This window comes from Ilumatobacter coccineus YM16-304 (genome assembly GCF_000348785.1).
GTDB classification, from domain to species: domain Bacteria; phylum Actinomycetota; class Acidimicrobiia; order Acidimicrobiales; family Ilumatobacteraceae; genus Ilumatobacter_A; species Ilumatobacter_A coccineus.
Genome location: NC_020520.1, coordinates 2,549,115 through 2,572,748, shown reverse-complemented (window position 1 = coordinate 2,572,748; position 23,634 = coordinate 2,549,115). Strand labels below are relative to the sequence as shown.

Genomic DNA, 23,634 nt, shown 5'->3' with positions numbered 1-23,634 from the left:
GTCAGGAACCCCGCTCGGGAATCGACAGGAGCCGACCGGGCTTGACGTCGAGCGGGTCGGCGATGCCGTTCAGCGTGGCGATGTCGCGCCAGCGGGTCGGGTCACCGAAGTACTTGCCGGCGATGCGGTCGAGCGTGTCGCCCACCTGGACCTGGTGCGTGCGCTTCGGGTTCGGCGTGCCGGACGTGGGGTTCTGCGGACCCCAGTTCGCGTCGGGTTCGTACTGTTCGAGACTCAGTTCGACGTTGGCGCGTAGGGGCAACCCTTCGTTGGAGAAGTACGTGAACGTGACGTTCGTCGAACTGATGACCGCTTTGAACGAGTGCAGGTGCGTGCCCCAGTGGAACTTCACCCACGGCGGGCGGCCGTTCTTCTTCGCTGCATCGAATCCGGGAAGCGACTCGTCGACTTCCATCAGTTCGAGCAGCTTGTTGGTGTGGATCGTGACGGCCTTGCCCGTGGACGTCGTGTCGAACACGAGGCTCAGCGAGAACGTCCCACCGGCACCGCCTGCATAGCGAAGCGACGGCGTGTTCTTGCCCGGGATCTGGTCGGATTCCCACCGGTTCTGCGTGGCGAACGCGAACGTGGTCGGGTTGAACATGCAGTCGACCCGAGCACCCGTCTCGACTTCGAGGTACGCCTTCTGGAGTTGTGAGCTCATCAGAGCCCTTCCCAGATGCGGCCACCGCGGCGTTCGAACTCGACGATCATCCGATCTTCGAGGGCGGTGACCAACCGGTCGAAGTTGCGATCGAGTTGATCGCTGAACCATTCGGCGGCGTCTTCGGAGTTGCGGAGCTGTGCGCCGATGCCCTGCCCGGATGCGGCCCCGTGCCCACTTGACGGTCCGGACGAGTCCGGCTGACTCGACGTCACGCCGGTCGCTGCCGCAGCGGCAGGGCTGTTGCCCAGGTCGGCAAAGCGCTGCACCTGAGGTCGGCTCGATCCTGAGCCGGTGATCGACGCCGCGAGGCTCGCGGCGGACATGCCGTCGTTCGATGCTGACATGGGCACTGCTCCTGTCGAAGTGGGGGCCGACGCTGGCGTTCGGCGGATCACGTCGCCGCCGCGACCGGCCGGCGAGGAATCACCTGGGGCACGCAGTGCCGGCGCCGCTGCGGCTGGGGCGATCGGCGAGCTCGCCATCACCCGTGCCACCTGCTCGGCTTGGCGTTCTTCCGGGCTGTCGTGTGCGTCGTCGAAGAACCGCGCCACCGGTGACGGGTTCGCGATGTGCGTGAGTTCGTGGGCGATGACCTCGTTCATCCGTGTACCGGGCGTCGGTGCGTCGGCGAGGTGGATCACGTTGTCGGTGGTGGCGGCGACCTTGCCGACCTTGCGAAGTGCCCGTCGTGACACCGAGTCGGTCGAGAGCAGCACGTTGCGCCCGCGGCCGCCGGTGATGGCGTCGGCCATCGGCTGGAACGACACCGGGAGCGGTGCCGGGCGCCGCCGGACCGTCTGGGCGAGTTCGGTCATGAACGCCTGGGCGACGTCGTTGACCTGCGGCGCGACCGTTCTGTGTTCTGCGCTTCGCTCGCTCGACGTCGCCGCTTCGGGGCGGTCGTCGAGCTCCTCGGTGGACCGCCGAACGGTCTGCTCGCCGGCGGCGCGGCCGATGAGTGGATTCGGGTTCATCGGCACGCCGTCGTCGGGAGTACTCGCGACGATCGGGGCCGCCGGGGCGGGAGCGACGACTCGGCGCGAGTCACCAGCCCGAGGCGATGGTGGGACGGTGCTCGACATCGACGGGTCGATCGCCTCGGTCGATCGCGTCGACGGCGACGCCGACGTCGGTCGGCTGGCGTGATCGGACGACGCGGCGGTGTCGGTGCGTGCGAGGTGGGATCGTCGGAGAACGCCGGCGAGCGCTCCCGGCCCGGAGGCGACCAGCGACCGGCGGATCATCGTCGCCGGCCCGGCGGTCGTGTGACTCGTCCCAGGTCGGGGCGTCGCTGTCGGCCGCGTCGACGAGATCGAGGGCGACGCGATCGAGGGCGTTGCCGAAGTCGAGGGCGACGAAGTCGAGGTCGTTGCCGGCGGCGATGATGGCGTCCGTTGTTCGGCCGGCGATGACGTGCGCGATGGCATGGGTTCGGCCGGCGTGGTCGAGGCCGGAGGAGCTGTGGCCGGGAGCGACGAGACGGCGCTGTGCTCCCATCGCTCGTCGACACGTCGCCTCACCAGTGGTGGGGCGACCGTCTCGCTCCCATCGGAGGTCGGCGGCGTCGTGGCGAGCGCCTGGTCGTGCGTCGGATGCGATGTCGGCATCGCCACGGGACCGCGCTGCGACCGCTCGTCTCGACGCCAGGTGACGGCGTTGCGCGGCTCGTCGTGACGGGCGGGGTCGGCGGGCGCGCGATGCGTCGCTCGTGCGGAGTCGGACGGCGCGGCTGATTCCGGGGCTCGACGGACATCGATGCCGGGCGTACGCACGAGTCGGTTCGATCGATCGACCGACATCGGGTTGTCGGGACGGTGATGTGCTGACAGGGCTCGCGGGATGCTCAAGCGGCGTCGGAGCGATGCGACCGAACCGGCGATGCCGGGCAGACGCACGACGTTCGGTGTCGGTGCCAGCACCCCCGACGCCTCGTCGTTGCTCGGTGACGTGCCAGGCGCCGACGTGCCCGTCGAAGTCGGGCCGGGCGCTGTCGGTTCGTCGGTGACGGCGTGCCGCTGCACCGCCTCCGGCTCGTCGAGCAGACGTTGCCGCGTCTCGGTGAGCTGCCGGATCCGGCGAACCACATCGACTCGTTCGTGCCCGCCCGGGCCGACGAGCCCCGGCATGTGCTCGGACGTCGGGTCGTCGACGACCTCGGTCTCCACTCGGTCGAGCAGACCGGTGCCGGCAACGGCAGTGCCGGGCGCTCCCCCGCCGATCTCGACGGTCTGCTGAGCGGCACGGCGTTGCACCGTCGACATGGGGCCGTTGGCGGCCCGACTGAACGCGTCAGCGTCGCGACCTCGCAGCGGTGCCTCCGACGTGTGGTCGGCGACCGATCGGCGGGCCGATGCCGAACCGCCACCTGGGCCACTCGCCCGAGGATCGTTCGGCGCGACGCTGCGATCGCTGCGAGGCGCTGATTGGCGGGCGATGCGGCCGGGTTGCGCTCGGGTGCTGGTGTCGTCGCCGGGCCGCCCCGATGTGCCGCTGGTGGCCGCTGCGCTCTCGCGAGACGGTCGTTCACCGGCCGGGCGCCCGGGTCGGCCGGTGGGGTCACCACCGTCGACAGCCGGATCGGGCGTCGTTTCGTCGTCGCTCGACGGCGAGCCGGGCATGAGACCTTTGCTCTCGAGCGCTGCTCGGAGATCGTCGAGCCGCTGCTCGGCCGACGAACGTTGCGGTGCCCGCTGGCGTTGCGGTGCTCGCTGGCGTTGCGCGACGTTCGCATCGGGCGTCGGCACGACCGGCACGCCGGGAGCCGCGACGCCGGCACCGCGGCGTTGTGTGGCGCGTCCGGCGCTCAGCGCCGTACCTGCGATCGCCGACTCGGGAACGACCGATCGGGCGAGGCGACCCGGCCCGGTCGCTCGCCCGGCGAGCGTGTCGCCACGGACCCCGCCACCCGATGTCGCACCCGACACGGGTTCCGGCTGGTGAGTGTCGGCGTCGTCGGACGCAGCGGCGGCGGGCGCGTTCGCATCGCTCGAGCGTCGAACCGGAGCCGTTTCGGTCGGCCCGTCGTTCTTCGCCGCCAGCAGCAGCCGGAGGTCGTCGAGGCGAGCGTCACCCGACGACACGAAGTCGTCGGCGACCGGCTTGGGTGCCGGCGTGAAGGTCTGCGATGTCGGACGGACGTACCCGACGGCACTGCGCTCGATGACCTGATCGGTCCAGCTGGCCTTGGTGTCCGGCTGCGCGGTGGGTGACGTGGCGACCCGGGCGACCCGCTGCGACGGCTGGTGCCGTCGGCGAACCGACGGACGCGCCGGCGATCGCTGGGTCGATCGCTGAGCGGTCGGAGCGGCGTCACTCGGCGACTCGACTGCCGACTCGACGACGGGGTCGGGCGCGTGGAGTTCGCTCCAGAACCCGGGCGGCGGACGCAGGGCGGGCGTGTTGAGGTCGGCGCGGCGAACGACCGGGCGGATCGATCGCGACCGTCCGACCGCGAGGCCGAACCCGATGCTCGAGCGACCCACTGCCCCGATCAGTCGAGCGGCGGGGCGCTGCCGTGCGAGCACCGCCTGCCGACGGGCTCGATGTACCAGGCCGTGTCCGAGTCCGGCCACCGATGCCGCAGGGGGCTCGGCATCAGTGGTCATTGGCTCGGAATCCGTGATGGGTGATCTCGAGTGACTCGCTCGCGGCCTCGCCGTTCGAGGCGGCGAACGACGGCCCCGACCACTTCACCGGGAACGCGTCGTCGAAGTCCCACGAGCGCAGACGTCGCCCGGCGTCGTCGAGCAGCGTGATCGCCGCCGTCTTGCGAGAGAGCTTGTTCTGGTTCGCTGCGAACTGCTCGCCGGAGCACTCGCGCAGCCACGACAGCAGGTTGTCCTGCCGGGTGAAGCCCCGCTTCAGGGTGATGTTCGGCCACGACATGCGGCCGGGCAGCTTGTGGACGAATCCGTTCTGCCCGCCTTCCTGGATGTCTTCGGTCTCGATCGAGACCTCCAGACCGCTGACCTCGGTGAACCAGCCGAGTTCGAGGCCGTCGACTTCGAAGAGGAAGCGCGCGGTGTTGGTGCCGTGGGCGTACTTGTCAGGCATTGCTCAACGTGTCCCAGGCTCGTTGGTTCATGTCGGCGACCAGTTCGATGAGGCGCGCTCGATCGGCGTGCTCGAGATCGAGCAGCGTCTCGAGGTCCCAGTGGAGGTGGTACGCGAGATATGCGATCTCACTCCAGAGCGACGATTCGGGATACAGCTTCACGCCATACCCACGTCACTCGCGAGCCGATGAAACGACTTCTTCGACGCGCGCCCGGCGCGGGCGGGCCGGTTTGTCGTCGGCGATCGCCCCCAGCGGTGCATCGTCGGTGTTCGCGGCATCGCCGGACAGTTCGGCGTCGCCGGTCTCGTCGCTGCCGTCGGCCTCGGTGGCCGTCGGTGTGTCGACGACCTCGGGTTCGTCGGGCAACACACTCGCCTGCAACGCCTCGACGTCGGCCTGATCGCCGAAGTTGATGATCCCGTAGAGATCCTGCAAGAACGCGAGGTCGGCTGCGAACAGCCCTTCGACCTCGTCGATACCGATCTCGGGAAGCGAACCGAGCTGGGTGATGACCCGTGCCAGCACCAGGATGGTGAGGTACGGGTCATCAGGCCCATCGATGGTTCGATCCCTGAGCGGCTCGATCTCGTCTCGCGCCGTGGCCAGCCGCATCGTGCCATGACGATGCAGCGTCCCGTCGTTGCCGACGTAGCCCTTGGGGAGCGTGAACTCGAATTCGGTGCGCAAGACGGGTGCCGTCAGGCCCAGACGAGGTTCTCGTGGCGGATCGTAAGCTCTTCGATCATCGCCTCACCCGACTTCGCGTTGAGGTCGGACACCGACAGCTTCGACGGGAAACACCCTTCGAGGTTGAAGCGTGCGACTTCGTCGAGCTTGCGGTTGAGCACCACGATCGATCCGGTCTTGCGATCGACGTCTTCACCGGCGTCGACGGTCTTGTCGAACCAGTCGTTGACGGCGGTGTCGGCGGTGAACCCGCGCTTGAGGACGACTTCGGTGAACGTCTGGCGATCGGGGTACTTGACCTCGACGGTGTTGCCACCCGTGCTCATCGTCTTGTGGGTGATCACACTGAGCTCGCTGGCGAGGCCACTGCAACCGGTGAAGTATCCGAGGCTCACGCCCTCCAGCTCGAAGCTGAAGTACGAACCCTGTGCGGCGTTGAAGGTATCGAGACCTGACATCACTTGTTCCTTTCGAGGAATTCGATCTGCAGCGTGATCTCTTCGATCATCGCGTCACCCGAGCCGGCGTCGAGGTCGGAGCAACTCCACTTCGACGGCCACGCCCGGTTGATCGTCCAACGGCTGACTTCGTTGCCGCCCAGGTGGTACAGCACGATGGCGCCGTCTTCGTACGACTCCTGACCTTCGACCATCTCGATGTGCCAGTCCCAGAACTTGCGGTCTCCGGTGAACTCGCGCTTGAGCGTGATCTCGCTGTACTTCACCGTGCCGGGAGTCCAGCGGGTGACTTCCTTGCCCTGCTCGTTGACGACGACGCTCTCGACTTCTTCGATGTCGATGTTGAGCCCCGACACTTCGGTGAACACACCGCCGGCCTTCGCGAACTCGACGTTGAAGAGCGACGAGACGAACGGTGTTGTTTCGGTTGAACCGGGAACGATGGTGGTCATGATTCAGCTCCTGTCGTGTGCTGTGTCGAACTCATTCGCCGTCATCCTTGAACTGGCTGACGCGGAAGATCACGAATTCAGCGGGCTTGACGGGGGCGATACCGACTTCGACGACGACCTTTCCTTCGTCGATGGAGTCGGGCGGGTTGGTCTCGTCGTCGCACTTGACGAAGAATGCCTGCTCAGCCGTATTGCCGAACAGTGCACCGTCACGCCAGAGTCCACGCAGGAACGAGTTGACGGTGCGCTTGAGGCCTTCCCACAACTTCTGGTCGTTCGGCTCGAACACGGCGTACTGCGTGCCGTCCATGATGGTCTGCTCGATCATGTTGAACAGGCGGCGGACGTTGATGTAGCGCCAGTCGCTGTTCGACGAGAGGGTGCGAGCGCCCCACACGCGGATGCCCTGCGTGCCGAACGGACGGATGCAGTTGATGCCGATCGGGTTGAGGAGACCCTGCTCGGCCTTGGTGATGTTGGTCTCGACGTTGAGCGCTCCACGAACGATCTCGTTGGCCGGAGCTTTCCAGACGCCGCGGGTCTCGTCGGTGCGAGCCCACACGCCGGCCAGGTGGCCTGACGGTGGCACCATCATCTCGGAGTCACCGTTGGTACCGATCGGGTTGGCCACTTCGATCCACGGGTAGTAGAGCGCGGCGTAGGCCGAGTCGTACATGGCGATGTCGCTGCGCCATTCCTTGATCTGCTGCGGCGACATGCCGGGAGGCGAATCGAGGATGGCCATGCGGTTGCCCTGGCCTTCGCAGTGGTTGATGATGGCGAGCTGCACGCTCTTCCAGGTGCCGAGGTCGACGGTGCCGTCTTCCTGCGTGGCGGCCGTGATGAGGTCGGGGACCATGACCATGGTGACCTCGTCGGCGATCGTGAGGCCCGAGATGCCCGTGCGAGCGCTCTCGGAACCGTTGAACGCACGGCCCGAGACGCTGACCGGAGTCGGCTCGGCCGGCTCGATGTCGAACGTGCCGGTCGGCATGGTCTGCAGGTCGGCGGCGAGTTGATCGACGTCGATCTTCGTGTCGACCTTCACCTTGGTGGAGGTGCCGTTGATCGTGTCGGAGATGTTGCCGAGCGTGACGCCACTGAAGACCTCGGGCTCGTCGTCGCCGGCGGCGTCGATCGTGACGGCGAACGACGGCGGAGCGTCGTCGCCGGCATCTTCGGCCGGAGGCTCTTCGGAGATCGTGACCGACACGTCGGCGTTCGGCTCTGCGGTCGTGAACTCGACGGCCGGGCCGAGGGCACGGTCAGCCGACGGAAGCGCCAGCATGCCCGGCTCGGTCGACGGCTCGGTGTGCGGGATGCGCACGATGTAGGCCATCGAGCCACCGTTGTTGAAGTAGCCGTACACCGACATGGGGAGCATCGCTCCCTTGACGAAGCCGCCGTACAACTTCTCGAACTGCGACCAGTTGGTCACGAGCCGCGGCTTGAGGCCGTCGGGGTCGCTCGGATCGTCGTTCGGCGCTTTGGCCGTGAAACCGACGAATGCGGGGACGGCTGTCGCCCCAGCGGAAAGTGACTGGCTCGATGAAGGAACTTCCTCCACGTACACGCCAGGGGTGAGATAACTCGGCACTGCTTCCTCCCGTATTCACAAGTTGCCTTGTGGATGTGATGTGCGTATCTCACTCCGAGACACGACCCCAAGAACGGAGAAAAAGCGAGTGACCTCGCCAGAGCTCCCTCCCGTGAGCAGAATCGACAGTACCACTGCACGCGCGTCGAGGGAAGAACTCTTGACAAATACTTTCGACCCCCACCCGACGCTGGTGCCGTTTCAGGCGAAATGGCACCGCCGAGACGCGTCGAATTGCTGCCAGATCAGGGGATCTGTTCGGTGGTGGCGCCCGGAAAGGACACCGAGATCACGCCGCCATACGCGCACATGCACGTCGAGCTGTTGTTGAGCGCCGGGACGTTGCCGATCATCACGGTCGGGCTTCCGGGCATCCACGGCGCCGTGGTCATCGGCGTGCAGACGCCGGGTGTGAGCACGCCGAGCGCAGCAGCGGTCTGAGCGGCGGTGATCGGATTCGCCAGCGACATGCACACACCGAACGGCAAGATGTTGACGAACGGCTTGTTGTCCATGATCGTGGCGGCCGGCTTGTTCTCCATCATCACCTTGTTGGTGGGGATGACGTTGAGTGTGGACGGCGCCGCGCCGAACGAACACGACATCGCTGCGGTTGCGGTCACGGGAATGCCCATGCCGCGAGAACGTAGCGCATCGATTCACGGCGTCGAGCCCGATGTGGTTGACTGACGTCCGTGCTGGGAGGCGACCGGGAGGGTCCGCAGGCGCCGGAATGGTTCGCATTCGGCCGCGATCTGCTGGTTGCGGCCGCCCAGTCTGCGATCGTCGCAGCAGCAGCTGCCGAGGCCGACACGACGGCTGGCGCGTCGCCCGACGTCTCGCTGCCGAGCACGACTCCTCACACCGATCTCGAGTCGCGGGCCGCGTTCGTGTCGTCACTGTCGTCGGCGTCACCGTTCGCGACGATCGTCGCGAACGCTGCGCTGTCGCTCCCCGAGGCGGAGGTGCTCGCCGTGCTGGCCACCGCCGAGGCCGACCGGCACTGCCAGCAGTTGGTCGCGTCGATCCAAGGTGACGCGAACAGCGGCCGCCTCACGCTCGGCACGCTCGGCGACATCTTCGAGCGGGGTCATCTCGGAGCGCTCGCGCTCGGCCCCGAGTCACGGTTGCGATGCGCCGCGCTCGCCGACGTCGCGGTCAAGGGACCGTGGGCCGGACACGTCATCGAGTTGCACCGTGGCGTGGTGTGGGCGCTGATCGGCGACCTCTCGCCCGACCCAGGTCTCCCCAACGCTGTCGACTATCACGAGAGTTCGATCGACGGGGCGGACGACATCGACCAGTCGGGTCACGACCTCGTTGTCGTCAACGGGAGTGACCCGATGCGCCGCCGCCAGATCGGAGCGCAGGCGGCGTTCGGTTCTCGGTTCGTGTGCGCCACGGTCACGCCCGACACGACCGACGAGACGTGGGCGGCGATGGTGCGAGAAGCCACCATCACCGGTCAGGGCATCATCGTCGAAGCCGACAGTTCGCTGCCCGAGATCGGTCGACGATGGATCCAGCGGGCCACGCACCTCGCGTGGGTCGTGTCGGCGCCGAGCGGGCCGCCGGTCGCCGAGATGCCGACGCGACCGTGGCACGCCGTGACCGCCGCGGCGACACCTCCGAGCGACGCCGAGTGGGCCGCAGCGTTCGGCGCCGACACGCCGCGCACGCACCGACTCTCGTACGACCAGATGCACCGAGTGACCAAGTCGCTGCAGTCGAGCGGTGGCGACATCGACGCCGCTGTGCGTCGCCTCGCGAGCGGCCGACTCGAACAGCTCACCCGGCGAATCCAGCCCACGCGCGGTTGGGACGACATCATCTTGAGCCCCGACCGGATGGACGCGCTGCGCGCCATCGTCACCCGCTATCAGATGGCGACGCGCGTCTTCGACGAGTGGGGTTTCTCGGCCACACCGTCCCGAGGGCTCGTCGCACTGTTCTCGGGCCCGTCGGGCACCGGCAAGACGCTGGCGTCGGAGATCATCGCCGGCGAACTCGGCCTCGACGTGTTCAAGCTCGACCTGTCGTCGGTGGTGAGCAAGTACATCGGCGAGACCGAGAAGAACCTCGAGCAGATCTTCGACGCGGCCAGCGCCGCCAACATGGTGTTGTTCTTCGACGAGGCCGACTCGCTGTTCGGCAAACGCTCCGAGGTGAAGGACGCTCGCGACCGGTACGCCAACATCGAGGTGTCGTACCTCCTGCAGCGTCTCGAGACGTACGACGGCCTCGTGGTGATGGCCACCAACTTCGAGAAGAACGTCGACGAAGCGTTCCTGCGCCGCATCCACTCGCGCGTCGCGTTCGCGCTGCCGGGACCGGTCGAGCGTGCCGCGATCTGGCGGCAGAATCTGCCGCCGGGAGCACCGGCCGACGACGTCGACGTCGACTGGCTCGCCGAGCAGTTCGAACTCAGCGGCGGCACCATCCGCAACGCGTCGGTCCAGGCGGCGTTCACCGCAGCCGGCGAAGGCGGCGTGATCACCATGTCGGCCGCCGTTCGCGGCGTGGCCAGCGAGTTGCGCAAGATGGGTCGCCTGCTCCGGCCCGAAGACTTCGGCGAGCACTTCGACCTCCTCGACACCTGACGGGTCGCCGTTCGCGGCGCTCGTCCCCGCGCGGATAGTTTCGGGCACGTGACCCGACCGACACTGATCGCCCCGTCCGTCCTGCCCGCCGACTTCTCCAAGCTGGGCGAGGAGGTCGCCGCGCTCGAAGCGGCCGGTGTCGACCTGATCCAGTGGGACGTGATGGACGGGCAGTTCGTTCCGAACCTCACGTTCGGACCCGACGTGATCGCCTCCGCTCGGTCGCACAGCACGCTGCCGTTCGAGGCGCACCTCATGGTGTACACGCCCGACGTGATGGCCAAGAACTACATCGATGCCGGCTGCTCACGACTGATCGTCCACGCCGAAGCGTGCACCCACCTGCATCGCACGCTCGGCAACATCAACGAGCTCGGGGCGACGGGCGCCGTGGCGCTCAACCCGGCCACACCGGCGTCGGCCATCGAGCACGTGCTCGATCTCATCGACATGGTGCTGGTGATGACCGTCAACCCGGGCTTCGGTGGGCAGGCGTACATCCCGACGATGGAACCGAAGATCGCCGAGGTGCAGCGCATGCTCGAAGCGGCAGGTCGCGCCGACGACGTCCACATCGAAGTCGACGGCGGCATCGGCCCCGACACGATCGCCGGAGCGGCGTCGGCCGGGGCGAACGTGCTGATCGCCGGCAGCGCCCTGTTCCGCGACCCCGAGGGTCTCGAACACGCGGTGACCGACCTGCGCGCACGCGCCGAGGCCGCTCGCGCCTGAGCGCATGAGCGCCTGACTGGGCGCCGCGCCAGCGGGTCAGCGCGCCGGGCGGAGCATCGACCACATGTGCGGCCCCACTTCGGTGGCCGGGTCGTTGCCCCACGACGAGAATCGGTGCGGATGGCCGCCCGCCGGAACATCGAACTCGGCGACCACGTCGAACCCGTGGCGCCGGTAGTACGCCACGTTGACCAGAGTCTCGGTCTCGAGGAAGCAGGCGAGCCCCTCGGCGTCGGCGCGCTCGGACATCGAGGCCATCAGCGCGGCACCGAGGCCCTGACGCTGCCAGTCGGGATGCGTGGCGAGCAGTTGGAGATACCAGTGGTCGTCGGGGTGCGTGTGCTGCGCCATCAGCGGACCGATGATCGAGAACCGGTCGAGCAGTTCGGCGCTCGGCTCGGGCTCCGGGGTGCCATCGGGCGGGGGCGGGATCTCGGGCCGGCCCGGAGGGATCCACACAGCGAGCGCCGCGGCATCGTCGGTGCACCACACCTCGCCGAGACGTAGCCAACCCGCCATCGCCCCGTGGAAGACCGCGCCGTCGTCCGACAGGTACTGGTCGTCGTCGGGGTACAGCCAACGCATGACCGGGTCGTCGACGAACGCTCGCATGGCGGTGACGCTCAGGCGGACGATGTCGGCATCGGTTGCTCGTCGGATGGCCATGCCGACAACGTAGCCAGCGTGCTACAACCGGGGCATGCAAGGTTCCGAGCCGATCGGCGATGCTCCGGTCGTCGGGCGGTGTTCTGCCCGGGCTGCGCTCGCCGGCAACCCGTCCGACGGCTACGGCGGCGCCGTCGTGTCCGTGCCGGTCGCCTCGGTGGCCGCGCACGTCGAGGCGGCGCCCTCCGACCGGTTCGAGATCGACCCCTCCCCCACGGCCGACGACACGTTCAGCGATCTCGACGAACTCTGCGAGCGCGTCGATCGGTACGGCTACGGCGGCACACGTCAGTTGCTCGTCGCCACGCTCCGCTCCCTTCGTCGTCACGTCGACGCGAAGATCGACCCCGTTCGCCTGACCGTGAGCACGACGATCCCGCGTTCGGTCGGTCTCGCCGGATCGAGCGCCATCGTCATCGCCGCGATGCGTGCGCTCACCAGTCGCCATGCCGACAGCGACTGGTCACAGGCGCTGCGGTCCGACCCTGCACTGATGGCTGCGGTGGCGCTCGACGCCGAGACCACCGAACTCGGCATCACGGCAGGGCTGCAGGACCGAGCGGTCCAGAGCCACGACACGCCGATGCTGATGGAGTTCGATTCGGTTCGACCCATCGGGACCGGCTCGTTGCTGAGCGGTACGTACTCCGTGCTTCCGCGTCCACCGGGCATCGTGCTCGTCGCCGCGATCGACGCGACCGCGTCACCGAGCGGCGTGGCGCATCGATCGCTGCGTGACGACTTCGACGCCGACGTCGGTGGCGTCCGCCGACTGATGGGCGAGATCGCCGAACACGCCCGGTCGGCCGCGGCGGCGATCGAACGTGGCGACGTCGAGACACTCGGCTCCGACATGGATTCGACCCTGGAGTTGCGCCAGCAGATGATGGTGCTCGATCCTCGCCACCTCGCGATGGCCGAGGCGGCGCGTAGCCACGGGGCACATGCGAACTGGTCGGGTTCGGGCGGGGCGGTCACCGTGCTCGCTCCCAACGAAGCGGTCGCGGCGATCACGCGTTCAGCGCTCGTCGACGAACTCGGTTGCACGATCGTCGACGTCTGATACTCACCACCCGTTCGACGAGCCGGCCGCAGCTCCGCCGGTCAGGGTCAGACGCCGTTGGCAGGAACCGCAGCGGTCGACGGTGCGGCGGCGGGCGAGCGTCGACTCAGCGAACGCCAGCCGACGATGCCGATCGCAACCGCAGCGGCGGCGACGGTGTAGCGGATGTCGTCACGGCTTCCCCACACCAGATGTCCGACCGGTATCGCTCCCAACGCGGCGACGTGCAGCGCCGTGCGCGAACCGTGCTCGACGGTTGGGGCGTCGGTGCGGCGTCGCGCCGACGGGTGGAGCGCGGCGGCGCCGAGGAGCGACGTGAAGCCAAGCCAGCAGAGGTCGGCGACTCCACCGGCTTCGAAGGTGAAGTCGGCGTTCTGCACGTTGAACACCGCGTTGCCCACGCCCACCAGGACGGGGCCGATGGAGATCATGGCGAGACCGGGGGCCACCCTCGACACGCCGAGTGCGAACCAGGCGGCGACAGCGATCAGTGCGACGTCGAGGAGCGGGTAGGCGCTTCCGACGATCTGCGCTTTCACACCGAACAGGTCGAAGCCGAACAGTTCGTTCATGTAGATCGCGCCGATGACGGCGAAGGCGGCTGCCCCGACGGCGATCCCGTCGAGCACGTCGGCGATCGTCCACTCGGCCACGATCGAGCGACGAATGATCACGACGGCGGCGATGAGCACGGGGTACATCGCGAGATAGATCCAGTCGGCGTTCGACGGGAACGGCACGATGGCGTTGTCGTCCTGCAGGCCGGCGAGCACCGCGTCACCGGTGAGGTAGAGCGCGATGGAGACGGCGATCAGCGCCCAACCGACGCGACTGCTGTCGCGATGGATGATCATGCCCGCGACGACGGCGACGAGCGCCGACACGCCGATCGCTGTGTAGAGGTCGGCGTCGGGCGTCGACGACACGCTCGACACGAAGTAGTACTGACCGATTGCGACGACGAACGCCAGGTACCAGAGCCATGCGTTCTGCTTCACATGTGGTGATCGGCGGGCCTGGCCCGGACCTTGAACACGCGTGACGGTCGACCGACGCGCTCAGTGACGGTCTTCGAGCTCGGCGATCACCTGTGCGGTTGCGCTCATGCCGAGACGGCTGGCTCCTGCGGCCAGCATCGCTTCGACGTCGGCGAGGCTGCGGATGCCGCCCGACGCCTTGACGCCGATGTCGGGGCCGACGGTGTCGCGCATCAGGCGTACGGCGGCTTCGGTTGCGCCGCCTGCCGTGTTGAATCCGGTGGAGGTCTTGACGAAGTCGGCGCCGGCACCGACCGAGAGGCGACAGGCGCGCACGATCTCGTCGTCGCTGAGGATCGCTGTCTCGAGGATCACCTTGAGGGTGGCGTCGGGGGCTGCGGCACGGACCGCGGCGACGGCCTCGGCGGCCGCGCGATCGTCGTGGGCGCGGAGGTGGCCGACGGCGATGACCATGTCGATCTCGACGGCGCCCGAGTCGACGGCGTCGCGGGTCTCGGCGGCGACCGACGTGTTCGACATCGCTCCGAGCGGGAAGCCGACCACGCTGCACACGGCGACGTCGCTCCCGGCGAGTTCGGCGGCGACCGTCGGAACCCACAGTCCGTTCGTACACACGGCGGCGGTCCGCAGCTCGACCGCTTCGGCGCAGAGGTCGACGATCTGGGCGCGTGTGGCTTCGGGTTTGAGCAGGGTGTGGTCGACGAACGCGGCGAAGGTCGCCGCGTCGAGATGCGTTGCGTCTCCGTCAGCCATCAGCTCGCCACCTCGTCCACGCCGTTCAATGCCTCCATCCCCTCAGTGTGCCCCATTCTCCACCCACCCGCGACCACAACGAGCCAGGCCAATAATCACCCCCACAAGACGACATCGAGCCTGGGCAAAAATCACCCTCACGCGACCACATTTGGCCTGGGCAAAAATCACCCCCACGCGACCACATTTGGCCTGGGCAAAACTCACCCCCACACGACCACTCTTGGCCTGGGCAAAAATCACCCCCACACGACCACATTTGGCCTGGGCAAAAATCACCCCCACGCGACGACATCGAGCCTGGGCAGAAATCGTCTTCGGGCAGGTTGTGGGTGCGGTGGGGGTTGCGGTCGCGGTACGTTTCGGACATGAGCACGGTGTTTCATCTCGACCTCGATCGCGAGCGGCTGCAGGGGGCCGAACTGGCGATCATTCCTGGCGACCCGGCACGCGTCGAACGGATCGCGCAGCTGCTGGATCGGCCGGAACCGTTGGCGTCGACGCGTGAGTTCACGTCGTGGTTGGGGTGGATCGGCGAGCGATCTGTGGTCGTCTGCTCGACCGGCATCGGTGGCCCCTCGACCTCGATCGCCGTCGAAGAACTGGCGCAGCTCGGCGTCCGCACGTTTCTCCGAGTCGGCACCACCGGGGCGATCCAGCCCGGTATCCGACCCGGCGAGGTGATCGTCACCACCGGGGCGGTGCGACTCGACGGCGCGAGTTCACACTTCGCGCCGATGGAGTTTCCAGCCGTCGCGGACTTCGCGTGTACGACGGCACTGGTCGAAGCGTGCCGGTCGGCGGGGCTCGATCCGCACACCGGGATCACCGCGTCTTCCGACACCTTCTACCCCGGCCAGGAGCGTTACGACACGTACAGCGGTCGAGTGGTCAAGCGCTTCCAGGGCAGCTTCGAAGAGTGGCGCTCACTCGGCGTGCTGAACTACGAGATGGAGTCGGCGACGCTCTTCACGATGTGCGCGGCGCAGGGTCTGCGCGCCGGATGCGTCGCTGGTGTGCTGGTCAACCGGAACGACACCGAGACTCCCGACGAAGCGGCATCCGCCGCGGTCGAGTCGACGTCGATCGGCGTCGTGGTCGAGGCGGCACGCATCCTGCTCGACGGCTGAGCGGGCAGCGTCACCCGATCTGGCCTACGGTGACGCGCGAGCCGCGCCATGTCCGACACGTCCGATCACGAGCAACTCGACCTTCAGCCCGCTGTCGAGTACGAGAGCGCGGTCGTGGCGCCGGTCGACGCCGCGCCGTCGTCGGCCGTCGGTGGTTTCGCTCCGACCGCATCGATGTGCGCGCTCGCTCAGCGCACACCGGGCCCCGCAGGAGCGTCGTTCCCGGCGAGTCGGGCGCAGCGATCGACCGCACCCACACGTCCCATTGCTTCGTCGCCTTCCCGACAATCGGGGATCGTGCGCCGGGCGGAGCGATCACATCGCGTCTCAGCGGACACCGGCCCGAACGTTCGCCGTGTCCAGCGTTCGCATCACGTCGGCTCCCATCCGACCGCACCCGCTCGACGGGTGCAGCGCCAGACCGGTCGTCCGATCGTGCAGCGAGACCTCGTCGACACGCTCGGGTCGATCGGTGACGGCATCGCGTCGACTGCCCGTGCCATGGGGTCGAAGGCGGTCGATGGCGTCAAGGCACTCGGCAACGCAGCGATCGACGGAGCGCGAGCTGTCGGTGACTTCGCCGTCGGCACGGCGCGAAAGATCCACCGGTCGGACTTCGACGACCTCAACGCGACGCAGTATCTCGTGACGGCCGGCGGCGTGATCGAAGCGATCGACCGGCGGGTGGAGGACGGCGAGGTCGTGTACTACCGAACCGGTTCGGTGACGCCGGGCGATGGTGAACGTCCCGTGGTCGAACCGTACGAGCAGGCGATCCCGATGCCGCCGGGTTGGCTTCCGACGGTGACGCACATCAACGGAATGATGGTGAAGCCGAACGAGGGACTCGGGAGCGCGCTCAGGCTCCAGCAGGAGCTCGAGAACGCCGGCGGTGAGGCACTCCTGACGGCCGATGTGCCCGCCGTGCTCTACACCTACAGCGCCCACCGCGGCTTCGTGACCGACCTCGCCGAATGCGTGTGGGGGAAGCTGTACCAAGACGACGACGCCACCGATCGGCAGACGCAGATCATGCTCGACGCGGTTGCCGGGCAGCATCGCACCACGGTCTCGGCTCACAGCCGCGGCACCATCAAGACCGACAACGCCGTACGCAATGCGCACGCGCAGATCAGCGCCGGTTTCGTCGAGGCGGCGTCGGCTGACCCGGCCTTGCATCAGCGTGCGGCCGAGCTGGCCGAGATGGCGGCCCGGCTCCAGGACGGGCCGGGCCTGTCGGCGAGCATGCTCGAGCCGATGTATCGGCGGTTGCTCGCCCGCGAGCGCGCCGACGAACTCGCCACGATCGAACTCGACCGGTATGTGCAGTTGATCTATGCGGGCAACGCGGTCCAGTTCCCGTCGAACTCGGTGAACCTCAAGTTGGTGGTCGCCGGTTCCGATCCGGTGACGATCGGCGTCGGCAAGTACTTCCGGTTCGCCAAGGGCTCGAAGACCGAGATGACCGACGTCGAAGGCGGGCACGGGTTCGACGACAACTATGCGGCGACGGTTGCGGGATTGATCATCGCCGATCTGGAGGCGCAGCAATGACCAACGATTCGACCGCTTCGTCGGTGGCGCGTGACGCGCTCGACGCAGCGCTCGCCGAGGCGAGCAACGATCCCGATGACCCACATCGGCTCACCGATGGCGAGTGCACACTGGGAGTGCCGCTTCCCGCTGGTCTGGTCAATGGCCTCGACGAGGTGGTGCTGACGGTTCGCCTGTCGGGCGACATCGTGTCGTTCACCACTCCCCTGGCATCGGTGACCGATGGCGGCGAGTTCGGCGAGGTCGCCACGGCGTTGCTCCGCCGGCAGTTCTTCGCTGCGCAGACCGAGGGGGCGAGCTTTGCACTGGCCGACCGTGAGGACGTCGTCGTCGCGACCTACCACTGGATGCCCGAGGCGATCACCACCGACGGGTTCTCGGGAGTGTTCAGCCGGTTCGTGTCGGCGGCGCTCCACCTGCGCGGCGAGTTGGCGCACATGGCCTCGCAGGGCGCACCGCTCGCGATGCTCGATTCGGCGGGTTGACGGGACGGCGACGTTGCCGCACTCGTCGCGGCGACGGCTCAGGCCGAGAGCAGTGCGACGTCCGGCGAGGGTGCCGGGAGCTGCCACAGTCGCGCGTAGTCGTCGGTGACGATGCGAATCGCGGCGACGACACAGCCGGCCGCAACGGGTCCGCGAGCGTGCTGCATGGCCGCTCCGAGATGCAGCATCGCGGCCTGGTGATCTCCGACCGAGGCGAGGAGTTGTGCCAGGTTGCAGCGCAGAAACGAGTCGTTGGGATTGCGTTCAACTTCCGACCGCAGTTCCGCGATTTCCGTGTCGACGACGTTCATGTGAGGTGATCGGACCGGGGTCGCGGCCGCTTGAGTCGACCGAACGAAACCTGCCGAGATCTTTAGAACCTCCGCGATGCGTGCGTTGGGCGGCGCCCTATTCGCGTTCCATGGCGTGGAGTTCGCCGAGGTCGACCCACGGTTGTTTGTCGACGCACCACGCCTGCACTTGCGGTTGCACGACCGTGCGATCGTCGAGCGTGCCGGCCTTGAGCGCGACGAGTCCGGGCGGCTCGACGAGTTCGGAGAGGATGGGTGATCCGCACCTCCCGCAGAAGCGACGGTGCACGTAGACGGCGTCGCCCTTCTCGCCGCGGTCTTCGAAGGTCTTGATCGGGCCCGTCACGGTGACCTGGTCGACGTGCATGATGAGGTTGACCGAGAACGCAGCGCCGCTCTGGCGTTGGCAGTGGTCGCAGTGACAGACCGCCGTGGCGATCAGGTCGCCGCTGAATTCGTAGGAGATCTCGCCGCAGAGACATCGGCCGGTCTGTGTCATCGCCGCAGAATAGTTCGTGCGAGATCGGCGACGAGCGTCGGCCGGCGGCCGCTCGGCCCGCGCCGACACCACCCGCGAAGGTGTGAACGAGGGACCATGTCCTCTGTTCGGCGGTCGCTGCGTCGTGGTGGCATGGGTGACGTGGAGACGCCCAGCAAGCCCCCAGGTCGACCGGATCGCACACCTCCCCCGACGGAACTCTCGGAGTCGGAGTGTCTCGAACTGCTCGGCGGCGTGGACGTGGGGAGGTTGGCGGTCGAACTCGTCGGCGGCGGCGTCGACATCTTCCCCGTCAACTTTGTCGTCCACGACGGCACGGTGTTGCTGCGTACCGGGACCGGCACCAAGCTGACCAGCATCGAGCATGCACCGTCGGTGGCGTTCGAGGCGGACTCTTTTGACTGGTACGAGCGGACGGCGTGGAGCGTGGTGGTGAAAGGCGAGGCGTCGCTGACGATCGACCAGTCGGAGCAGTTCGAATCGCTCGGCATCGAGCTCGAGTCGTGGCAGCCCGGCCGCAAGCCGTTCTTCGTGCGGATCACGCCGTCGTCGACGACCGGCCGCCGGTTCACGGTGAGACGCAGCGTCGTGCCGTGACGAGTTGACGCTCCAGGACGTGGTGTCGCTGCGGAAGGTGGTGTCGCTGCGGAAGGTGGCGCCTCGACCAAGCTCGCTCGTGATGCCGACGAGATGTGTCGGCCCCCGAAAGCCGGGTCGTGCTCAGCTGTGGTGGCCGAGGCGCCAGATCCGTGGTGTTCGTCCTTCTGATTCCAGGATGCACCCGATCACGCAACAGATCAAGAGGAAAAGGTCCCGCCGCGGAGACGAGCGACCGGCACGTCGCACACGGCGGGACGCTCCAGACTCAGGTCGATCCGTCGAGGTAGCCCGAGACATCGACCGTCAGATGCGTCGCCGTGCTCGCGTAGAGGCACAGATCGCCATCGGCGTCGAGCAACGCAACGATCTCGTTGCCGCCGTTCACCCCCGCTGCATAGTTCAGGCTCGCAGCGAGCGGTCGCTCGTCTTCACACGGATGAACCGTGACGAAGCCGACCCCTTCCGGCTGGACCGCCGTGACGTTGACGACCACCGACGACACGCCGCTGGGCACATCACCGCGCCCTGCGATGCTCAGGGTGACCTGATCGCCGGCAGCGAGTTTGCCGTCACCGGCCTGGTCACCGTCGACCGTCTCGCCGCTCTCACGGGTGTCGAGGAAGCGACCCGGATCGACCGGCTGATAGGTGGAGCCGGCGAGCACCGCACCGACGACGTCGACGGTCAGATCGACCCCCGACGAGGTGAAGAGGCAGATGTTGCCGTCGGCGTCGACCGGTGCGATCAGGTCGTTGCCGCGGTTGACGCCCGCCACGTAGTTGAGCGATGCCGAGTTCGGGATCTCGTCGAGGCACGGGTGAACGGTGACGTAACCAGTGTCGGCGGTTCGCACCGCCGTGACGTTGACGATCACCGCGGCGACGTGCTCGGGAACGTCGGCGCGGCCTGCAACCTGCAGCGTGGTGTTCGAACCGGCCGAGGTGCGACCGATGCCCTCCGACAGTCCGTCGACGGTGACGAAGGCGTCACCGATCCGGCTCTCGAGAATTCGGGCAGGATCGACCGGGACGTAGGTGCTGTCGGCGGCGACGAAGCCGACGACGTCGACCGTGAGGTGCGCTGCGGCCGAGGTGAACAGACAGCCGTGTCCGTCGTCGTCGAGGCCGATGATGACCTCGTTGCCGAGGTTGACACCAGCGGTGTAGTTGAGCGACGACGCCAGCGGTGCGGGATCGAGGCACGCGTGCGCGGTGACGTAGCCGACCCCTTCGGGCTGGATCGCCGTCACGTTGGCCACGACCGCCTGAGCGTCGGCGGGCACGTCGCCACGACCACCGAACTCGACCTCGTACTGCGAGCCGGCGGTGCGCTTGCCGTCTGCTTCGAACTCACCGTCGAGCGTGTCGCCGCTCTCGCGGGTGTCGACGAAACGCTTCGGTGCGAGCGACGTGGCGACCGGACCCGGTGCTGATTCGTCGACCGTGAACGTGCGTGCACAGCTGCGGTACGGGCCTGTTTCGGGTGCCTGCGTCTCGGTACCGATCACGGTCACGACAGCCGTGTCATGGTCAGCGAGGATCGCATCCCACTCGGCGTTCGGCGCCCGGTAACGCAGCGCCTCGGTCTCGTCCGACGCGAACAGCAGCTCGCCGGTCGTGGTGCGGTACTCGACGACGAAGGAGTCGTTGGTGCCATTGATGCCACCGTTGCCCGGGGTCCACGAGATCGTCGGCGAGGATGCCGACGACGTCATCGGTGCGATCACGCCACCTGCGATCCGTGGTGCGACGTTGTGCTGACTGAACACACAGTTGACGTCATTGGCAAACTCCGAACCGGCCGTGGTGAACAAGCCGTAGGCGGCCGACAGCGTCTTTGGGTCGCCGTCGTCGAGCGTGGTCCAGATCGTCTTGGCGCCAAGTGTGATGTTGTCGACGTCGTCCTCCTGGGTGTCGAACAGATCCCACAGGATCGACATCACCGTGAACTCGTTGTCCTCGCCGAGCTTGCCGCCCGCTTCGAGGTCGTCGTCGACCTCCTGGTCTTCGGTGTCTTGGTAGTGATCGTCGCCCACGTTGGGGATGCCGAGTTCGGCGGTGTTCATCTCCTGCAGGAGCGACACGGCGAAGTACGTCGGCCACCCCTCACCCCACGCGACGCGGATGCCTTCGTCCTTGTTGCGGCCCTCCGTGTCGGCCAGGTGGTCACGCGAATCGTGGGTGCCGCCGGGGTTGTCCTCGGTTCCGAGTTCCGACGCGACGTAGTGGCCGTACTCGTGGAGCATGACGTCCCAGTCCCAGCGGTCGAGGGCGTCGACGAAGAGTCGCTCGGTGTCGAAGTACGAACCCGACTCCGGGTTCGGGAACACGACCTCGATGCTGTCGAACGGGTCGTCCTGCATCGTCAGGACGTACTCGCCGGCGATGACGAGCGCGTTCTGCAGCGAGAACGCCGTGTTGTTGGGGTCGGTCTGGTTCGTCGTCATGTCGGTCGTGACGATCGAGCCGTTCGACACCTCTTCCGACAGCGGACTGTCGATGAACTGTCCCTCGTAGACCGGTCCGGGGCCGGATTGACGGACGATGCTGAACGTCGGGCCGTCGGCCAGCACGCGAACGAAGACGTCGCGGTTCGGCCCGTCGAACTCGTCGGGATCGGGGTTCGACACCTCCGCAGAGAACGTGCCCGCGTCGTCGCTCGTCACCTCGGTGATCAGCGAGTCGGTCGACTCGGCGACGTTGCGCTCCCGGATCTGGACCGTGGCCTGACGGATGGGATGTGTGCCCCCGGCCGAGTCGGTCCAGAGCAGGGTTCCTTCGACGCAGATGCCTCCGCACGTGAGGTTCGCCGACTTGCTGACCACGACGTCGGCGTCGGTTCGCGACAGCGCCGCGGTGGCAGCGTCGCTCGCCTCGGCGGCGCTGAGCTCGCCGGCGGCGGCCTGTCGCTCGATGATCTGGAGTTCGACGTCTTGAGCGCCGACCGTGCTGACGATCGTCTCGCCGTCGTACGTGTCGAGCCAGATCGTGTCGGCGAACCGGCTGGTTGCGCCGTTGGCGTCGACGGCAACCACCGTGGCGGTCACCGATGCCGAGCCGAGCGGTGCCGACATGTCGACGACGGTCGTTCCGATCCCGTTGCTCAGCGCGATCGGGGTCGACGTGTCGTCGACGTCGATCGCGCCCTCGGCCGCCAGGGTGACGGTCGCGCTGACCGACTCGGGAACCGAGAACGTCACCGACGCGTCCGGGCTGTCGGCTGTGATCGACGAGACGTCGAACTCGACGCCTTCGTACGCGTCGCTGACGGACGCCGATTCAGCGCTCGAGCTGCCCTCTGCACCGGCCCCTGAGGGCACGAACACCATGGCCGACGCGCACGCGAGCGCGACCGACAAACCAAGACGAATACGCAACACCATCTCCTCTGTATGAGCGTGCACGACTCGGCACGGCTCGGACACATTACACACACGCCGTCCGGTCCAACGGACTCCCCGGGCACCGAGATCGAGCGCGTCGTTCAGCCTGATGAGCGAACTCAACAGTGCGGGTGGCGAGGCGTTGGACGGCGGTTGCGGCGCCTACTGGTCGCCGGCGTCCGACGCGCGCTGTTTCAGGCCGATCGTGCCCACCAATCCGAGCACCCCCGCCAGCACGGTCAGGTACAGCCCGAAGCCGACCGAGACGGGCAGGAACAGGTCGTTCACCTCGGACGAGACCTCGCTGATGTCGTAGGCGCCGATCAACGCGATCCCCAGCGACAGGACGATTCCGCCGACTCGGCCACCGGTCGACAGACGCTTGTCCGCACTCTTGTTGACGACGAATCCGATGACGCCGAGCAGCACCGCGAGAATGACCGTGATCTGCCCGTCGCCATCGATGCCGTTGACCGTGAAGGGTCCGGCCGACACCCAGGGCAGGAACGCGCCGACGACCCCTACTCCTGCGCCAGCGAGGAGGATCCACAGCGCCCCCGGCGTGGCGGCGACCTCGACGGGAGGTGGCGGCGGCGGTGGCTGGTCTGGCGTTGCGACCTTCCGCTTCGGCGCCCGGTGCTCCGTCCAACTCTCGCCGTCCCAATAACGGTACTGATCGGAATGCTCCGGGTCGTCCTTCCACCCAGCAGGTACGGTCATGATGTTGACCGTACTCGCCGTGCGTCACTCAGCCGTGACCGACATTCCCGACGGTCGTTCGGCGGTGGGCGCAGAGGGACTCGAACCCCCGACATCTTCCTTGTAAGGGAAGCGCTCTAGCCAACTGAGCTATGCGCCCGGGTTGGCCCGGGGCCTGCCCTCGACGGGCGGCGTCACTCTACTGGCGACACGAGCGGCCACACGCCGCCACTCGGGACGCCGG

23 protein-coding genes and 1 tRNA gene are annotated in these 23,634 nt (G+C 67.5%); 7 read left to right on the top strand and 17 right to left on the bottom strand.

Going from position 1 to position 23,634, the window contains the following annotated elements; genetic code table 11:
* Position 1 precedes the first annotated feature (1 nt).
* From YM304_RS11575 to YM304_RS11540, 9 genes are all read right to left on the bottom strand, one after another.
* Positions 2 to 664, bottom strand: a complete 663-nt coding sequence (locus YM304_RS11575) for a CIS tube protein (RefSeq protein WP_015441871.1) — start codon at positions 662 to 664, stop codon at positions 2 to 4.
* Positions 664 to 4,272 carry an eCIS core domain-containing protein gene (locus tag YM304_RS11570; protein ID WP_154723424.1) on the bottom strand — a complete coding sequence of 1,203 codons (3,609 nt, stop codon included), beginning with the start codon at positions 4,270 to 4,272 and terminating at the stop codon, positions 664 to 666. The genes YM304_RS11575 and YM304_RS11570 overlap by 1 nt, the downstream gene beginning before the upstream one ends.
* Positions 4,262 to 4,720, bottom strand: a complete 459-nt coding sequence (locus tag YM304_RS11565) for a phage tail protein (protein WP_015441869.1) — start codon at positions 4,718 to 4,720, stop codon at positions 4,262 to 4,264. The genes YM304_RS11570 and YM304_RS11565 overlap by 11 nt, the downstream gene beginning before the upstream one ends.
* Positions 4,713 to 4,883 carry a DUF6760 family protein gene (locus YM304_RS24735; protein WP_015441868.1) on the bottom strand — a complete coding sequence of 57 codons (171 nt, stop codon included), beginning with the start codon at positions 4,881 to 4,883 and terminating at the stop codon, positions 4,713 to 4,715. The genes YM304_RS11565 and YM304_RS24735 overlap by 8 nt, the downstream gene beginning before the upstream one ends.
* A 12-nt stretch (positions 4,884 to 4,895) precedes the next feature.
* Positions 4,896 to 5,411, bottom strand: coding sequence for a hypothetical protein (locus YM304_RS25385; RefSeq protein WP_015441867.1), 516 nt, complete (start codon positions 5,409 to 5,411; stop codon positions 4,896 to 4,898).
* 11 nt (positions 5,412 to 5,422) lie between these two features.
* On the bottom strand, positions 5,423 to 5,869 hold the full coding sequence (locus YM304_RS22495; RefSeq protein ID WP_015441866.1) for a phage tail protein: 447 nt from the start codon (positions 5,867 to 5,869) through the stop codon (positions 5,423 to 5,425).
* Complete coding sequence (locus YM304_RS11550) at positions 5,869 to 6,321, bottom strand: phage tail protein (protein ID WP_015441865.1); 453 nt, start codon at positions 6,319 to 6,321, stop codon at positions 5,869 to 5,871. The genes YM304_RS22495 and YM304_RS11550 overlap by 1 nt, the downstream gene beginning before the upstream one ends.
* Positions 6,322 to 6,352: 31 nt before the next feature.
* On the bottom strand, positions 6,353 to 7,918 hold the full coding sequence (locus YM304_RS11545; protein WP_015441864.1) for a phage tail sheath family protein: 1,566 nt from the start codon (positions 7,916 to 7,918) through the stop codon (positions 6,353 to 6,355).
* Positions 7,919 to 8,163: 245 nt separating this feature from the next.
* Positions 8,164 to 8,553 (bottom strand): DUF4280 domain-containing protein, encoded by a 390-nt coding sequence (locus YM304_RS11540; RefSeq protein ID WP_015441863.1) that lies wholly within the window; start codon positions 8,551 to 8,553, stop codon positions 8,164 to 8,166.
* Between the two features lie 60 nt (positions 8,554 to 8,613).
* Here YM304_RS11540 and YM304_RS22490 point away from each other — a divergent pair, with 60 nt between their 5' ends.
* Both YM304_RS22490 and rpe read left to right on the top strand, forming a co-directional pair.
* Entirely contained in the window at positions 8,614 to 10,518 is a 1,905-nt protein-coding gene (locus tag YM304_RS22490; RefSeq protein WP_015441862.1) for an ATP-binding protein, read from the top strand.
* A 48-nt stretch (positions 10,519 to 10,566) separates the two neighbouring features.
* On the top strand, positions 10,567 to 11,250 hold the full coding sequence (gene rpe, locus YM304_RS11530; RefSeq protein WP_015441861.1) for a ribulose-phosphate 3-epimerase: 684 nt from the start codon (positions 10,567 to 10,569) through the stop codon (positions 11,248 to 11,250).
* A 36-nt stretch (positions 11,251 to 11,286) separates the two neighbouring features.
* Here the strand turns inward: rpe and YM304_RS11525 are convergent, their stop codons facing one another.
* A complete protein-coding gene (locus tag YM304_RS11525) occupies positions 11,287 to 11,916 on the bottom strand; it encodes a GNAT family N-acetyltransferase (RefSeq protein ID WP_015441860.1) in 630 nt (209 codons plus the stop codon).
* 34 nt (positions 11,917 to 11,950) lie between these two features.
* Here YM304_RS11525 and YM304_RS11520 point away from each other — a divergent pair, with 34 nt between their 5' ends.
* Entirely contained in the window at positions 11,951 to 12,979 is a 1,029-nt protein-coding gene (locus YM304_RS11520) for a mevalonate kinase family protein (RefSeq protein WP_015441859.1), read from the top strand.
* A 47-nt stretch (positions 12,980 to 13,026) separates the two neighbouring features.
* Here the strand turns inward: YM304_RS11520 and YM304_RS11515 are convergent, their stop codons facing one another.
* Together YM304_RS11515 and deoC are read right to left on the bottom strand one after the other, a co-directional pair.
* Entirely contained in the window at positions 13,027 to 13,977 is a 951-nt protein-coding gene (locus YM304_RS11515; RefSeq protein WP_015441858.1) for a hypothetical protein, read from the bottom strand.
* 60 nt (positions 13,978 to 14,037) lie between these two features.
* Entirely contained in the window at positions 14,038 to 14,730 is a 693-nt protein-coding gene (gene deoC, locus YM304_RS11510) for a deoxyribose-phosphate aldolase (RefSeq protein WP_015441857.1), read from the bottom strand.
* 368 nt (positions 14,731 to 15,098) lie between these two features.
* Here deoC and udp point away from each other — a divergent pair, with 368 nt between their 5' ends.
* From udp to YM304_RS11495, 3 genes are read left to right on the top strand one after another with little or no spacing between them, the layout of a single operon-like run.
* Entirely contained in the window at positions 15,099 to 15,860 is a 762-nt protein-coding gene (udp, locus tag YM304_RS11505) for a uridine phosphorylase (protein ID WP_015441855.1), read from the top strand.
* Between the two features lie 48 nt (positions 15,861 to 15,908).
* On the top strand, positions 15,909 to 17,414 hold the full coding sequence (locus YM304_RS22485) for a hypothetical protein (protein WP_015441854.1): 1,506 nt from the start codon (positions 15,909 to 15,911) through the stop codon (positions 17,412 to 17,414).
* Positions 17,411 to 17,899, top strand: a complete 489-nt coding sequence (locus YM304_RS11495; protein ID WP_015441853.1) for a type III secretion system chaperone — start codon at positions 17,411 to 17,413, stop codon at positions 17,897 to 17,899. Before YM304_RS22485 ends, YM304_RS11495 begins: the two co-directional genes overlap by 4 nt.
* Before the next feature lie 38 nt (positions 17,900 to 17,937).
* Here the strand turns inward: YM304_RS11495 and YM304_RS11490 are convergent, their stop codons facing one another.
* Both YM304_RS11490 and YM304_RS11485 read right to left on the bottom strand, forming a co-directional pair.
* On the bottom strand, positions 17,938 to 18,210 hold the full coding sequence (locus YM304_RS11490; protein ID WP_015441852.1) for a tetratricopeptide repeat protein: 273 nt from the start codon (positions 18,208 to 18,210) through the stop codon (positions 17,938 to 17,940).
* A 97-nt stretch (positions 18,211 to 18,307) separates the two neighbouring features.
* On the bottom strand, positions 18,308 to 18,709 hold the full coding sequence (locus YM304_RS11485; protein ID WP_015441851.1) for a GFA family protein: 402 nt from the start codon (positions 18,707 to 18,709) through the stop codon (positions 18,308 to 18,310).
* A 96-nt stretch (positions 18,710 to 18,805) separates the two neighbouring features.
* Here YM304_RS11485 and YM304_RS11480 point away from each other — a divergent pair, with 96 nt between their 5' ends.
* The gene (locus YM304_RS11480; protein ID WP_197536877.1) at positions 18,806 to 19,306 is read left to right on the top strand and encodes a pyridoxamine 5'-phosphate oxidase family protein; all 501 of its coding nucleotides are present in this window, start codon (positions 18,806 to 18,808) and stop codon (positions 19,304 to 19,306) included.
* A gap of 268 nt (positions 19,307 to 19,574) precedes the next feature.
* Here the strand turns inward: YM304_RS11480 and YM304_RS11475 are convergent, their stop codons facing one another.
* From YM304_RS11475 to YM304_RS11465, 3 genes are all read right to left on the bottom strand, one after another.
* Positions 19,575 to 22,814, bottom strand: a complete 3,240-nt coding sequence (locus tag YM304_RS11475; RefSeq protein WP_015441849.1) for a hypothetical protein — start codon at positions 22,812 to 22,814, stop codon at positions 19,575 to 19,577.
* Between the two features lie 39 nt (positions 22,815 to 22,853).
* On the bottom strand, positions 22,854 to 23,411 hold the full coding sequence (locus YM304_RS23965; RefSeq protein WP_015441848.1) for a DUF2510 domain-containing protein: 558 nt from the start codon (positions 23,409 to 23,411) through the stop codon (positions 22,854 to 22,856).
* A 65-nt stretch (positions 23,412 to 23,476) separates the two neighbouring features.
* Positions 23,477 to 23,550: transfer RNA gene (locus tag YM304_RS11465), tRNA-Val, on the bottom strand.
* Positions 23,551 to 23,634 lie beyond the last annotated feature (84 nt).

Coding starts and splice junctions, on each gene's coding strand:
- deoC (WP_015441857.1), bottom strand. CDS start 14,730: ATGGCTGACGGAGACGCAACGCATCTCGACGCGGCGACCTTCGCCGCG.
- YM304_RS11490 (WP_015441852.1), bottom strand. CDS start 18,210: ATGAACGTCGTCGACACGGAAATCGCGGAACTGCGGTCGGAAGTTGAA.
- YM304_RS23965 (WP_015441848.1), bottom strand. CDS start 23,411: ATGACCGTACCTGCTGGGTGGAAGGACGACCCGGAGCATTCCGATCAG.
- YM304_RS11520 (WP_015441859.1), top strand. CDS start 11,951: ATGCAAGGTTCCGAGCCGATCGGCGATGCTCCGGTCGTCGGGCGGTGT.
- YM304_RS11480 (WP_197536877.1), top strand. CDS start 18,806: ATGTCCTCTGTTCGGCGGTCGCTGCGTCGTGGTGGCATGGGTGACGTG.
- YM304_RS11575 (WP_015441871.1), bottom strand. CDS start 664: ATGAGCTCACAACTCCAGAAGGCGTACCTCGAAGTCGAGACGGGTGCT.
- YM304_RS11540 (WP_015441863.1), bottom strand. CDS start 8,553: ATGGGCATTCCCGTGACCGCAACCGCAGCGATGTCGTGTTCGTTCGGC.
- udp (WP_015441855.1), top strand. CDS start 15,099: ATGAGCACGGTGTTTCATCTCGACCTCGATCGCGAGCGGCTGCAGGGG.
- YM304_RS22485 (WP_015441854.1), top strand. CDS start 15,909: ATGTCCGACACGTCCGATCACGAGCAACTCGACCTTCAGCCCGCTGTC.
- YM304_RS22495 (WP_015441866.1), bottom strand. CDS start 5,869: ATGTCAGGTCTCGATACCTTCAACGCCGCACAGGGTTCGTACTTCAGC.
- YM304_RS11550 (WP_015441865.1), bottom strand. CDS start 6,321: ATGACCACCATCGTTCCCGGTTCAACCGAAACAACACCGTTCGTCTCG.
- YM304_RS11495 (WP_015441853.1), top strand. CDS start 17,411: ATGACCAACGATTCGACCGCTTCGTCGGTGGCGCGTGACGCGCTCGAC.
- YM304_RS11565 (WP_015441869.1), bottom strand. CDS start 4,720: ATGCCTGACAAGTACGCCCACGGCACCAACACCGCGCGCTTCCTCTTC.
- YM304_RS11525 (WP_015441860.1), bottom strand. CDS start 11,916: ATGGCCATCCGACGAGCAACCGATGCCGACATCGTCCGCCTGAGCGTC.
- YM304_RS11485 (WP_015441851.1), bottom strand. CDS start 18,709: ATGACACAGACCGGCCGATGTCTCTGCGGCGAGATCTCCTACGAATTC.
- YM304_RS11570 (WP_154723424.1), bottom strand. CDS start 4,272: ATGACCACTGATGCCGAGCCCCCTGCGGCATCGGTGGCCGGACTCGGA.